The sequence below is a fragment of the Rhizobium sp. RCC_161_2 genome (genome assembly GCF_041355235.1).
Lineage (GTDB): Bacteria > Pseudomonadota > Alphaproteobacteria > Rhizobiales > Rhizobiaceae > Rhizobium.
The window spans coordinates 353,402-366,107 of sequence record NZ_JBFUPL010000003.1 but is presented as its reverse complement, the minus strand read 5'-3'; the positions used below and the strand labels follow the sequence as shown (position 1 = coordinate 366,107).

Below are 12,706 nucleotides of genomic sequence, written 5' to 3'. Positions count from 1 at the left end.
CGACCTTCCCCCTCAAGGGGGAGGTGCTAGGACTTACTTCTTCAGCGCCATCCCAAAACCCTTGCAGACGAACTGCGGATCGAAGGCTTTCTTGTAATCCGTGTCGGCGTCGAAGATCTTGATCTGTACCATCTCGTCGAAGAACTTCTTGTAGTGCGCGTCGGTGATGCAGCCGATGCCCTTGTCGATGGCGTCGCCGGATTCCACGATGCCGTATTCCTTCATCTTGGCGATCGAATAGGCGATCTGGCCGTCCGTCATGTCGGGATTATCCTTCTTGATCAGGTCGTTGGCCGCCTTGTTGTCGCCGTAGAGATAGTTGTACCAGCCCTCGATCGAGGCGTTGACGAAGCGCTGCACCAGGTCCGGGTTCTTCTGGACCATCGCGGTCTGCGCGGTGATCATCGTCGAATAGGGCGAATAGCCGGCGTCGGCGATCAGGAAGACTTTCGGCTTCCAGCCGGCCTGCTTTTCGATCTCATAGGGTTCGGAGGTCAGATAGCCCTGCTGCGCCGACTGCTTGTCGGAAAGGAACGGCGCCGCGCTGAAATTGTAGGGCTTGAACTGCTCGTCCTTGAAGCCAGAGAAATTTGCCTTCATCCACTCGAAATAAGTGACGTAGCCGTCCTTGCTCATGAACAGGGTTGGCAGCTTGGCGAGATCCTCGAACTTCTCCACGCCGGCGTCCGGATGGGCGATCAGTACCTGCGGATCCTTCTGAAAGATGGCGGCGACGTCGACGATCGGGATGCCTTGCTTGACGGCGTCGATTTCCTGCTGCGGGCCGCCCATGTAGAAATCGATCTTGCCGGAAATCAGCAGCGCCGAATTGGCAGCATTCGGGCCACCCTGGACGATGGTGACGTCGAGACCGTATTTCTTGTAGGTGCCGTCGGCCACTGCCTGGTAGAAGCCGCCATGTTCGGCCTGGGCGAGCCAGTTGGTGCCGTAGGTCACCTTGTCGAGGGCGCTTGCCGGCTCGGCCATGGCAATGGCGGCCATCAGGCCCATGGCGGTCAGAAATGCTTTGGACTTCAATGCATTGAACATGGCTGGTTGTTCCCCTTATTCGCCATGAGACGCCACCAGTGACGCCCATTTTGTGCATTTGAGCGATTGCGTTGCGCTTTGAAAAGCATCAAAATTCGTGCGCATTGATGCCTTTTAGGCATCTCATACTCAGCCTGTGCCTAAATTGTGCGGCTTGGGCAAAATTTATGCAATGGGGGCGCCTATGCTGCATTCGAGACGACTGCTCTACATCAACGAGATCGCCCGCTGCGGCTCGATCCGCAAGGCGGCGGCGCGGCTCAACGTGGCGTCCTCCGCGATCAACCGGCAGATACTGGCTCTTGAAGAGGAGATGGGAGCGCCGCTGTTCGAGCGGCTGCCGCGTGGCCTCAGGCTGACGGCGGCGGGCGAACTCTGCATCGAGCATATCCGCGAGGTGCTGAAGAATTACGAGCGCTTGGAAGGGCGCATCCGCAGTCTCAAGATGCAGCAGGCCGGGAAGGTGAGGATCGTGACGACGGTCGGCCTTGCTGCCGGACCGCTGCCGGAGATCATTGCGCGCTTCCTCTCCGAGCATCCGCGCGTCTTCATCCAGTTGCGCAACGATTCCGGCTCGACGACAGTCGCGCCGGTGCTGTCAGGCGAGGTGGATATCGGCCTCGGCTTCAACATCCCGGCAACGCCCGGTATTCGCTCACTCGGCAATTTCGACATTCCAATCGGTGTCGTGCTGCCGCCAGGCCATCCGCTGATCGAGCCGGGGCCGATCAATCTCGCCGATGTGGTGGAGGAGCGGCTGCTGCTGGCGCAGCCGGGCACCAGCCTGCGCGAGATCATCAATCTCACTCTGGCGCGGCTATCGGTGCAGGTCGAGCCGGTGCTGGAAAGCAATGCATCGGAGATGCTGAAGCAGCTGGTGAAATGCGGGGCGGGGCTGACGCTACTCAATCCGCTCGACGTCATCACCGATTGCCGGCGTGGCGAGCTGGTGTTCCGGCCGATTGCCGAGCCGCATTCACGGCATCAGCCGTTGAAGCTTTTTGCGCGGGCGCGGGCGCCGCTGGATGCGGCGACCAGCCTGTTCGTGGAGTATTTGCTCGCCGAACTGGCTGGTTTGGTGGAGGAACTACAGGCGAAGGGACATATCCTGATGCCGTCGGAACGGCGACGGTCGGACGCCTATTTCGAATAGAGGTTCGACAGCGGATAGTCCCGGAGATCGCGCAGCATTTCGATGAAGCCCTTGATCTGATGGCGGCAGATGAGCGCGCCTTTTTCTGCCGTGCCATTGGCGGCGTTGCCGACGACGCCGTTGGGGTTGAGATCATGGGCGATCCAGGCGAGCGAGTGCGGCGGCAGCGGCTGGAGATAGTTGGAGTGTTCTTTCATCCATTCCGCTTTGGAGGCGAAGTTCTCGGCCTTGTCCATCCGCACCAGTTCGGGACGGAAATGCAGCATCAGCGAGGTCTCGACGTCGCCGCCATGGATGCCATAGCGCTGCTCATGCTCGCTGACCATGCCATCCGGCGTGCCAAAGCGCATCCATTGGGTGGCAACGACGGCCATCTGGTAGCGCACGCGCAATTCGCGCGCGACGATGCCCATGATGTCGAGATTGCCGCCATGGGAATTGACGATGACCATCTTGCGGATGCCGGCCTCGGCAACCTTGGTACCGATCGCCGTCCAGACCGGGATCAGCAGCTCGGCGCTGAGGGAGAGCGTGCCGGGGCCATAGACATGTTCATTGGCCTTACCGATCTCCTGGGTCGGCAGCACGAGGAAATCGAGATCGTCGGGGCGCTGGACCTTCAGCTCGGCCAGCATGCCGGTGGCGATAGCGACGTCGGTTGCGATCGGCAGATGCGGGCCGTGCTGCTCGGTCGAGGCAATCGGCAGGATCGCGATGGTGGTATCGGGCGAAAGGCCGGCGAAATCATAAGTGTTCAGTTCATTCCAGTAGAAGGGCTTCGCCATGGCCGTATCCTCTCATGTGCGTCTCTCCTTTAACGGATACGGCAAGGATGATGACGGAGGAAAGCATCAATTTGCGGCCGTGCCGCTGCCTTTTTGTGTACGCTGACAGCAAGAGCGTCACGATTGCCGGTGATGTTGCTTCGCTTTCGGAAGACAGGAGGAAATGCCCCAAAGGCGTATGGACAGGATTGTTTTTGCTTTTGTTGATAGATTTTATAGAAAACTAATTGCCCTGCGAGCATCGATTCGATGAAATGCGGTTGCTTGAGATACGCGGTTTGACTTGGTACGTTGCTTGCAGCCGGATTTCGGCGCGACATGCGGGGACAATGGGAATGAACATGAAGACATCCGTGGCGTTCGAGAAGGCCGTGCCCGTCGCCGATCCCGATGTGGCGCGAGCCGAGTTTCGCAACGCCATGGCACGCATGGCCGCAGCCGTGAACATCGTCACAACCAATGGACCGGCGGGCCTGGCCGGCTTTGCGGCGACCGCCGTCTGCAGCGTCACCGACAGCCCGCCGACCTTGCTCGTCTGTCTCAATCGTGGCGCGTCCGTTCATCCGGCGGTGACGGAAAACGGCGTGCTTTGCGTCAATGTGCTGTCGGAAGGTCACCAGGACCTCTCGCGTCTCTTCGGCGGCAAGACGCCGGTCGCCGAGCGCTTCGCCGCAGCCGCATGGTCGGAACTATCGACCGGCTCGCCGGCGCTGGAGGACGCGCTTGTTTCCTTCGACTGCCGCATCGTGCACCGCGCCGATGGCGGCACGCACGATATCCTGATGTGCGAAGTCGACGCCATCCGCCAGCGCGACGGCGGGCAGGGGCTGGTTTATTTCGACCGTGGCTATCATCCGGCGGGTCCGGCCGAATAGGCCGGTTTTCTCAGTAGTTTTCCTGATACCACTCGACGAAGCGGCGCACGCCTTCGTCGACCTCGATCTGCGGCTTGAAGCCGGTCAGCGCCACAAGCAGATCCGGCACGGCATAGGTATTGTGCACGTCGCCGGGCTGCATCGGCAGCATGTGGCGGATCGCCTGTTTGCCGAGCATCGCCTCGATGGTCTCGACGAAGGCCATCAGCCCGACTGGCTGGCCGCCGCCGATGTTGACGATGCGGAAAGGAGCGTTCTTCGACAGCGTATCGCTGATCGTGTCCGAGACGACCCGGTTTTCTTCCGACGGAATGATGCCGATCAGCTTGATGATGCCTTCGACGAGATCGTCGATATAGGTGAAATCGCGGCTCATCTTGCCTTCGCCGTAGATCTCGATCGGGCGGTCGTTCTTGATGGCATCGACGAACTTGAACAGCGCCATGTCCGGGCGGCCCCAGGGGCCGTAGACGGTGAAGAAGCGGAAGACCGTGGTCGGGATATGGAAGAGATGGGCGTAGCTGTGCGCCATCAGTTCCATGCTCTTCTTCGTGGCCGCGTAGATCGTCATCTGCTCGTCGGCCTTGTCGCTTTCCGCGAAAGGGATCTTCTCGTTGGCGCCGTAGACCGAGGAGGTGGAGGCGAGCAACAGGTGCTTCGGCTGAATGCTTCTCGCCAGCTCCAGCACGTTGAACGAGCCGACGATATTGGAATCCACGTAGGAGCGCGGATTTTCCAGGCTGTAGCGCACGCCGGCCTGGGCCGCGAGATGAACGATGACATCGGGCTCCGCGAGTTCCGCGGCGTGATCCAGCGCAGCCTTGTCCTCAAGCATACCGGTCACGGCCTTGAAGCCGTTGGAGCGGGCGAGAATGGCGGTGCGCTTTTCCTTGAGCTTGACGTCGTAATAGGGCGTCATGCCGTCGAAGCCGACGACGAAATGCCCGTCGTCGAGCAGGCGCTTGGCGAGGTGGAAGCCGATGAAGCCGGCTGTTCCGGTGATGAGATAGCGCATTCGTCGGCCCTTGCTTACAGTTCGGCCCCGTTCATGGGTCTGCCGATGCTTGTATAGACAAAGCCGTGCTTTGTGACCTCCTCATGGCGATAGATGTTTCTGAGGTCGACAAGGACGGGAGCGTTCATGACGCTCTTCAGCCGGGCAAAGTCGAGCGCGCGGAACTGGTTCCATTCGGTGACGATGACCAGGGCGTCGGCGCCCTGCGCGGCGCTATAGGCATCCGCGGCATAGGTAATATCGTCGATCACCTGGCGGGCATTGTCCATGCCTTCAGGATCGTAGCCGGTCACGGTGGCGCCGCCGTCCTGCAGCGTCTGTATGACCGAGATCGCCGGGCTGTCGCGCATGTCGTCGGTGTTCGGCTTGAAGGTCAGGCCGAGCACGGCAACGGTCTTGCCCCTGACGTCGCCGCCCATGGCCGCGATCACCTTGCGGCCCATGGCGCGCTTGCGGTTGTCGTTGATCGAGATCGTCGTCTCGATCAGGCGCACGGGACTGTCAAAATCCTGCGCGGTCTTGGCGAGCGCCAGCGTGTCCTTCGGGAAGCAGGAGCCGCCATAGCCCGGGCCGGCATGCAGGAACTTCGAGCCGATGCGGCCGTCAAGCCCGATGCCGCGCGACACTTCCTGCACATTGGCGCCGACCTTCTCGCAGAGATCGGCCATCTCGTTGATGAAGGTGATCTTCATGGCGAGGAAGGCATTGGCAGCGTATTTGATCAGCTCAGAGGTGCGCCGCGCGGTGAAGAGCAGCGGCGCCTGGTTGAGATAGAGCGGCCGGTAGACCTCGGTCATGACACCGCGAGCGCGATCGTCGTTGAGGCCGATGACGATGCGGTCGGGACGCTTGAAGTCCTCGATGGCCGCACCCTCGCGCAGGAATTCCGGATTGGAGACGACGGCAACATCAGCATCCGGATTGGTTTCGCGGATGATGCGCTCGACCTCGTCGCCGGTGCCGACCGGCACGGTCGACTTGGTGACGATGACGGTGAAGCCCTTGACGTGCTCGGCGGTCTCGCGAGCGGCGGCATAGACATAGGAGAGATCGGCATGGCCGTCGCCGCGGCGCGATGGCGTGCCCACAGCGATGAAGACGACATCGCTGGCGGCAACGCTGGTTTCGACATCGGTCGAAAACGACAGGCGACCGGCGCGGACATTGTCAGCGACGAGCTGTTCCAGGCCGGGCTCGAAGATCGGGATTTCACCTTTCAGCAGCGCCTCGATCTTGCCGACATCCTTGTCGACGCAAATCACGTCATGGCCGAAATCCGCGAAACAGACGCCAGACACAAGACCCACATAACCCGAGCCGATCATTGTGATGTGCATGGAACTTCAATCCTCTTGCTTGCTAGGGCTCAGCGCCGCGGCGCGATCCCTTCATTGGCGGTCGCCTGCGCTTATACACAGGATCGCCGGGGACGCCTATACGTTGCGGTGCTTATCCAGGGCACTGCGATGGAGGTGTCATAAAGACCATAAAGATAAAGGCAATGTGACATGCGTGGATCGCTACAGCTCCAAACCGTCGAACGACTTGCCAGCCTTCAGAGGCATGCTAGACATTCACCATAGAAGCATCTCCCACCGATCCGAAGGCAATTCCCCATGACATTCGATCTCATCGTCCGCAATGCCAACCTTCCTGACGGCCGCAAGGGGCAGGATATTGCCATTGCCGGTGGCAAGATCGTGGCTGTCGAGCCCGGACTGAAGGCGGAGGCGGGGCGCGTGATCGATGCCGGAGGCCATCTGGTGTCGCCTCCGTTCATCGATTGTCATTTTCACATGGACGCGACCCTGTCGCTCGGCCTGCCGAGGCTCAATACGTCGGGCACGTTGCTGGAGGGCATTGCGCTCTGGGGGGAGCTGAAGCCGCTGCTGACGCACGAGGCGGTGGCGGAACGGGCCTTGCGCTATTGCGACCTCGCGGTGTCGCAAGGGCTCTTGGCCGTACGTACCCATGTTGATATCTGCGACGACCGGCTGCTTGCCGTCGAGGCGCTGCTGGAGGTGAAGAAGCACGTCGCGCCCTATCTGGACCTGCAGCTCGTCGCTTTCCCGCAGGATGGCTACTATCGGTCGCCGAAGGCGGCACAGAATCTCGAGCGCGCGCTTGATCTCGGCGTCGATATTGTCGGCGGTATTCCACATTTCGAGCGGACGATGGAGGATGGCGCGCGTTCGGTGCGCGCGCTCTGCGAGATCGCCGAGAAGCGCGGCCTGATGGTCGACGTGCATTGCGACGAGACCGACGATCCGCTGTCGCGCCACATCGAGACGCTTGCCGCCGAAACCACGCGGCTCGGTCTTCAGGGCAGGGTAGCCGGCTCGCATCTGACCTCGATGCACTCGATGGACAATTATTATGTCTCGAAGCTGCTGCCGCTGATTGCGGAAGCCGGGGTGCATGCGATCCCCAATCCGCTGATCAACATCATGCTGCAGGGGCGGCACGACACCTATCCGAAGCGGCGCGGGCTGACCCGGGTCAAGGAGATGCGCGAATTCGGCATCAATATCGCCTTCGGGCAGGATTGCTGCATGGACCCATGGTATTCGCTCGGCGGCGCCGACATGTTGGATGTCGCTCATATGGGGCTGCATGTCGGGCAGCTGGCGTCGCGCGAAGCCATGCGGTTCTGCTTCGACGCCGTCACCGCCAATCCGGCCAAGGTGATGGGCATCGACGGCTACGGGCTGGAGGTCGGCTGCAACGGTGATCTCGTCGTGCTGCAGGCCCGGGATACGATCGAAGCCGTCAGGATGCGCGCCGGCAGGCTGTTTGTCGTCCGGCGCGGCAAGGTGATCAGCGAGACGCCGGCGCGTGTTGCAACGCTGTCGCTCGTAGGTAGGCCGGGATTGGTCGACCCGGCCGCTTACGCACCTGATACAGCCGAGGGCTGAAACCGTCAGGCATGTCGCCGCGTTTCGCTTGTGATTGCCGCTGCGTTGCACCATGATAGGTTGGGCGCAGCCGTTTCGACGGGAACGCTGCGGATTGGGCGATGTGGGACGTTTGCATGAAGTCGACTTTCGCCGTGCGTACAATGCGAGCCGGGGAATTGGAGCTCGCTCTCGAATGGGCTCGACAGGAGGGGTGGAACCCCGGTGTCGACGATGCCCCGGCATTCTGGGAGGCGGATCCTTCCGGCTTCTTCGTTGGTGCGATTGGCGAAGTGCCAGTCGGCTGCATCTCCCTGGTGCGCTATGGCGAAAACTTCGCCTTTCTCGGCCTCTACATGGTTCATCCGGAATTTCGCGGCAAGGGCTATGGCAAGGCGCTGTGGAACAAGGTCATGGCCTTCGCGGGCAATCGCACCGTCGGCCTCGACGGTGTCGTCGCGCAGCAGGAAAACTATGGCCGTCACGGCTTCGAGGCGGCCTATCGCACCTTACGTTATGGTGGCGTCGCCAAAGTGCCCGAGACAGACAAGGCAGTCGAGGTCGTGCCGGTCACGCAGGGCAGGCTGGAGGCGCTGCTCCGCTACGATGCCGGCATTTTTCCGGGGCTGCGCTATTCCTTTCTTAACGCCTGGTGCGGCGCGCCGGAAAGGCGAAAATCCTTCATGGTCGGCAGCGGCAGCCGGATTCGCGGCTATGGCACGATCAGGCGCTGTTTCGAGGGCCTCAAGATCGGCCCGCTGTTTGCAAACAGCCCCGATGTCGCGGCGGCCTTGCTGGCCACACTGCTGTCGGAGGCCAAGGGGAGGCCGGTATATCTCGATGTCCCCGCCGAAAATGCCGAGGCAATCAGGCTTGCCGAAGCCTGTGGGCTGTCTCCGGTGCTTGAAACGACGCGGATGTATCGGGGTAAGGCCCCGAACATGCCGCTCAATCGCGTCTTTGCCGTCACCACGCTCGAACTCGGCTAGTTCTCGTTTTTACGTTTTTGCTTTTGAAATTCGGCAGATCTGGGAACGGTTCGGCTTTCGTCAGCGCGTGCCGGCGGGAAAAATCCTGTTGGAGGCGCTGATTCGTCACGTAAAAAGCCGAATCTCCTGAGACAACAGGGTCGCTTTCCGAAAAACAAAGCTTTATAGATGCGCGGGTTTGAGCAAGGCGCGTCTTTGCGCGCAGGAAGCGGGAATGGAGAAATGACGAACGTAGTTGTGATCGGTTCGCAATGGGGTGACGAAGGCAAGGGCAAGATTGTCGACTGGCTTTCGGAACGCGCCGATGTGATCGTGCGCTTTCAGGGTGGCCACAATGCCGGTCATACATTGGTTGTCGATGGTGTCAGTTATAAACTTGCATTGCTGCCCTCCGGGCTCGTTCGCGGCAAGCTGAGCGTCATCGGAAACGGCGTCGTCGTCGATCCCCATCATTTTGTTGCCGAAGTCGAGAAGCTGCGCGCCCAGGGCATCGCGGTCACGCCCGACGTGCTGCGCATTGCCGAAAACGCGCCGCTGATTTTGTCGCTGCACCGCGACCTCGACGCGCTTCGTGAAGACGCCGCTTCCAACAGCGGCACGAAGATCGGCACGACGCGCCGTGGTATTGGACCTGCCTATGAAGACAAGGTCGGCCGCCGCGCTATCCGCGTTATCGATCTCTCCGAGCCGGAAACGCTGCCCGCCAAGATCGACCGGCTGCTGACGCACCACAATGCGCTGCGTCGCGGCATGGGTCTCAGCGAAATCTCCTTCAATGCGCTGCATGAGGAACTGACCTCGGTCGCAGAGCACATTCTTCCTTATATGGACCAGGTCTGGCGACTGCTCGACGACCAGCGCAAGGCGGGTGCACGCATCCTGTTCGAAGGCGCGCAAGGCGCTCTGCTCGACAACGATCACGGCACCTATCCTTTCGTGACCTCGTCCAACACCGTCGCAGGGCAGGCGGCAGCCGGCTCCGGTCTCGGGCCGACGGCGCTCGGCTATGTACTCGGCATCACCAAGGCCTATACGACGCGCGTCGGCGAAGGGCCTTTCCCCTGCGAACTGCATGACGAGATTGGCAAGCACCTGTCGACGGTCGGCCGCGAAGTCGGTGTCAACACCGGTCGTCCGCGCCGTTGCGGCTGGTTCGATGCCGTGCTGGTTCGCCAGACTGTCAAGACCTCCGGCATCACTGGCATCGCGCTGACCAAGCTCGACGTGCTCGATGGTCTCGACGAGCTGAAGATCTGCGTCGGCTACAGACTGGATGGCAAGGAAATCGACTACCTGCCGTCGAGTCAGGCTGCGCAAGCTCGCGTCGAGCCGATCTACATCACGCTGGAAGGCTGGAAGGAATCGACCGTCGGTGCCCGCAAATGGGCCGATCTGCCGGCGCAGGCGATCAAATATGTCCGCCAGGTGGAAGAGCTGATCGGTGCGCCGGTCGCGATGCTTTCGACCAGCCCGGAGCGCGAAGACACCATACTTGTGACCGATCCGTTTGAGGGCTAAGGTCACGAATTAATGACGAATCCCGGTCCGGCTGTGTGGCGGGCATCATGAGAAAGTACTGATGGCGGATTTTGTAGCAGTCATTCGGCGGGCCGTGGATGGCCTCACCGAAAACACTCCCGAGATGCGGGTCAAGGTTTACGAGCGAGCTCGTGGTGCCGTGCAGCGGCAGCTCGAGAGCATGAAGCCGCGTCCGCCGGAGGAGATGCTACGCCGCCAGCTCGACAAGCTCGAAACCGCTATCATCGAGGTGGAAGCGGAACACGCCGAAGCCTTGCCGGCTACCGACGAGCCTGTCGCGGAAGTCCCTGTTCCGCATGAAGAGCCGCTGGCAGCACTTCCCGAAGAACACCATATCGAGGAAGAGCATGTCGTAGAGGAGCCGGAGCCAGCTCCCGCCGAGGTTCATGCGCAAGAGGAAGTAGCTACTTACGTTCTGGAGCCTGAAGAGCCCGCCCATCACGCAGAGCCGGTGCATGTCCAGCACGAGGTGGTGGATGAACACGAGACGGTAGAGGCATGGAACGACACTCCGCAGGAGCCGGAACACGAGCCGGCGGCGGCTCATCACGCCGAGGCCCATGTCGAACCTGTTCATGAAGAGGTTCATCACGTCGAGCCGCAGCATTATGTGGAGGAGGTGCCGGCCGTTGCCGCCGAGCCTGAGCAGGCTCCGCAACAGCCTCATGTCGTTCACTCTTCCGCCGATGACGTCATCAGCCAGGTCGAGGAAATCTGGGCCGAGGTCGGCGCGCCTTCGAAGCAGGCTGCGTCCGAGCCGGTCATGCCTGCCGCCGCCTTCACGCCGGCCCCGTTCGGTCATCCCGTCGAGGAGCCTGCCGTCGCGAAGGCTCCGGCTGCCGACAACGGCTTTGCCTGGGACGCGGATGTTTTCGGGGAATTGCAAGCGGCCCCGGCTGCCAAGCCGGCGCAGCCCGCGCGGCCGGTGCCGGACAATGCCTTTGACGATGTCGATCTCTTTGCCGACGTGCATTCTTCGCCGAAAGCAGTGCCGAAGAGTGATGCCGACAGTGACGGCTGGCGGGAACTCAAGGAACTGGCAGGCTTCGACAAGCTCGCCGAAAATGGCGATAGCGGCAACGGCTCCTCCATTCCGCTGGATCTCGATCGGGACATGGCGTCGCGGCTGCAGGGCAAGAGCTTCCGCATGGAGCCGAAGCGCCGCCGTTTCGGCGCGACCGGCATTATCGTGACGCTTGTCGGCCTTGCGGCCGTTGCCGGTGGCGGTTATGGCGCCTGGCTGAACCGCGAAGCGCTCGACAAGATGGTGACGGATCTCATCAGTTCGGCGCCGAAGACGGCGACGACCACGCCGTCCTCCAATACCGCTAGCAACAATACCACGCCGCCACCGGCCGCGACCGCTCCCGCGACGTCGCCTGCAACCACGCCGGCACAAACCAATACCGCTACCGCGCAGCCGCCGGCAGCGGGCAATACCAATGTCGCCTCGCTCGACAATGACCCGAATACGGTCAGCACGAAGTTCACCCAGCGCCTGCTGGCGAACGGCACGGAAGAGGACGAAGGTCCCGCCGCTGGCGGACAGCCCGGCGTGGCTGAAGGCAAGTCCGTCGCCGAGCAGAATGTCGCGTCCGCCGCTCCGGCTCCCGCGGCTGGAGCCGCGGCCGCGCCTGCCAACAACAATGCCGCTGCCGTTCAGGCAACGCAGAGCCCCGCCGCGACCGCACCGGCCACGACGACGCCACCGGCAGCGGCGGCCGATCAGCAGGCTTCCGCTACGCCTCAGCAGACCGCGCCGGTCGCGGATGGGCAGAAGGTGTTCCTTTATGAAGAGCGTCTCGGCCAGACATCACCGACGGCTTTCGAGGGCACGGTCAGCTGGTCGCTGCAGGAGGGCAAGGGCGCTGATGGCCGTCCGGAACCATCCGTCCAGGGCCTCATCAGCGTACCGCAGCGTGGGCTGACGGCGACGATCACCGTGTCGCGCAATACGGACTCTTCGCTGCCTGCAAGCCATCTGGTGGAACTGGCCTTCCAGGTTCCGCCGAACTTCGAGGGTGGGGCGATCGACAATGTGCAGCGTATTGCGCTCAAGTCGACCGAGCAGGATCGTGGCGACGCGCTGATCGCCGTGCCGGCCAAGGTGACGGACGATGTCTACATGGTCGCGCTCAACGATTTCCCGGATGCGCGCAAGACCAACCTCGATCTGTTGAAAACCCGCAACTGGATCGACATCCCCGTGGTCTACCGCAACGGCCGTCGCGCCCTGCTGACCATGGAAAAAGGCCCGACCGGCACCGATGCCTTCAACAAGGCGATCGCCGAATGGCAGGCGCTCGGCGGCGTTGCCGCGAGCAGCCAGTAACCGGCTTCAAATACCTGGAATCGAAAAGGCGGGCTTTGCAGCCCGCCTTTTTTTGTTTGAAACATTCAATGACA

At 61.7% G+C, this 12,706-nt stretch carries 10 protein-coding genes; 6 read left to right on the top strand and 4 right to left on the bottom strand.

From position 1 onward, the window contains the following. Positions 1 to 33 precede the first annotated feature (33 nt). Positions 34 to 1,050, bottom strand: coding sequence for an ABC transporter substrate-binding protein (locus tag AB6803_RS09580; protein WP_371108653.1), 1,017 nt, complete (start codon positions 1,048 to 1,050; stop codon positions 34 to 36). 184 nt (positions 1,051 to 1,234) lie between these two features. Between AB6803_RS09580 and AB6803_RS09575 the strand changes: the two genes are divergently transcribed. Beyond that, positions 1,235 to 2,203, top strand: coding sequence for a LysR substrate-binding domain-containing protein (locus tag AB6803_RS09575; RefSeq protein WP_371108652.1), 969 nt, complete (start codon positions 1,235 to 1,237; stop codon positions 2,201 to 2,203). Here AB6803_RS09575 and AB6803_RS09570 read toward each other — a convergent pair. Further along, on the bottom strand, positions 2,191 to 2,988 hold the full coding sequence (locus tag AB6803_RS09570) for a creatininase family protein (protein WP_371108651.1): 798 nt from the start codon (positions 2,986 to 2,988) through the stop codon (positions 2,191 to 2,193). The genes AB6803_RS09575 and AB6803_RS09570 overlap by 13 nt on opposite strands. 335 nt (positions 2,989 to 3,323) lie before the next feature. On the opposite strand from AB6803_RS09570, the gene rutF reads away from it, so the two are divergent. Then, entirely contained in the window at positions 3,324 to 3,863 is a 540-nt protein-coding gene (rutF, locus tag AB6803_RS09565; RefSeq protein WP_371108650.1) for an NADH-dependent FMN reductase RutF, read from the top strand. A gap of 10 nt (positions 3,864 to 3,873) precedes the next feature. Here rutF and AB6803_RS09560 read toward each other — a convergent pair whose 3' ends face one another. Then, positions 3,874 to 4,878, bottom strand: a complete 1,005-nt coding sequence (locus AB6803_RS09560; protein WP_371108649.1) for an NAD-dependent epimerase — start codon at positions 4,876 to 4,878, stop codon at positions 3,874 to 3,876. Positions 4,879 to 4,892: 14 nt separating this feature from the next. After that, the gene (locus tag AB6803_RS09555; RefSeq protein ID WP_371108648.1) at positions 4,893 to 6,215 is read right to left on the bottom strand and encodes a UDP-glucose/GDP-mannose dehydrogenase family protein; all 1,323 of its coding nucleotides are present in this window, start codon (positions 6,213 to 6,215) and stop codon (positions 4,893 to 4,895) included. A gap of 279 nt (positions 6,216 to 6,494) precedes the next feature. Between AB6803_RS09555 and AB6803_RS09550 the strand changes: the two genes are divergently transcribed. From AB6803_RS09550 to AB6803_RS09535, 4 genes are all read left to right on the top strand, one after another. Beyond that, on the top strand, positions 6,495 to 7,793 hold the full coding sequence (locus AB6803_RS09550) for an amidohydrolase family protein (protein ID WP_371108647.1): 1,299 nt from the start codon (positions 6,495 to 6,497) through the stop codon (positions 7,791 to 7,793). A gap of 116 nt (positions 7,794 to 7,909) precedes the next feature. Continuing rightward, entirely contained in the window at positions 7,910 to 8,761 is an 852-nt protein-coding gene (locus AB6803_RS09545) for a GNAT family N-acetyltransferase (protein WP_371108646.1), read from the top strand. Positions 8,762 to 8,983: 222 nt separating this feature from the next. After that, the gene (locus AB6803_RS09540; RefSeq protein WP_371108645.1) at positions 8,984 to 10,279 is read left to right on the top strand and encodes an adenylosuccinate synthase; all 1,296 of its coding nucleotides are present in this window, start codon (positions 8,984 to 8,986) and stop codon (positions 10,277 to 10,279) included. 61 nt (positions 10,280 to 10,340) lie between these two features. Next, positions 10,341 to 12,632, top strand: coding sequence for a hypothetical protein (locus tag AB6803_RS09535; RefSeq protein ID WP_371108644.1), 2,292 nt, complete (start codon positions 10,341 to 10,343; stop codon positions 12,630 to 12,632). The last annotated feature ends 74 nt before the right edge of the window (positions 12,633 to 12,706 follow it).

Excerpts from the sequence above, each read along its gene's own strand:
- AB6803_RS09580 (WP_371108653.1), bottom strand. The coding sequence starts at position 1,050 with ATGTTCAATGCATTGAAGTCCAAAGCATTTCTGACCGCCATGGGCCTG.
- AB6803_RS09575 (WP_371108652.1), top strand. The coding sequence starts at position 1,235 with ATGCTGCATTCGAGACGACTGCTCTACATCAACGAGATCGCCCGCTGC.
- AB6803_RS09570 (WP_371108651.1), bottom strand. The coding sequence starts at position 2,988 with ATGGCGAAGCCCTTCTACTGGAATGAACTGAACACTTATGATTTCGCC.
- rutF (WP_371108650.1), top strand. The coding sequence starts at position 3,324 with ATGAACATGAAGACATCCGTGGCGTTCGAGAAGGCCGTGCCCGTCGCC.
- AB6803_RS09560 (WP_371108649.1), bottom strand. The coding sequence starts at position 4,878 with ATGCGCTATCTCATCACCGGAACAGCCGGCTTCATCGGCTTCCACCTC.
- AB6803_RS09555 (WP_371108648.1), bottom strand. The coding sequence starts at position 6,215 with ATGCACATCACAATGATCGGCTCGGGTTATGTGGGTCTTGTGTCTGGC.
- AB6803_RS09550 (WP_371108647.1), top strand. The coding sequence starts at position 6,495 with ATGACATTCGATCTCATCGTCCGCAATGCCAACCTTCCTGACGGCCGC.
- AB6803_RS09545 (WP_371108646.1), top strand. The coding sequence starts at position 7,910 with ATGAAGTCGACTTTCGCCGTGCGTACAATGCGAGCCGGGGAATTGGAG.
- AB6803_RS09540 (WP_371108645.1), top strand. The coding sequence starts at position 8,984 with ATGACGAACGTAGTTGTGATCGGTTCGCAATGGGGTGACGAAGGCAAG.
- AB6803_RS09535 (WP_371108644.1), top strand. The coding sequence starts at position 10,341 with ATGGCGGATTTTGTAGCAGTCATTCGGCGGGCCGTGGATGGCCTCACC.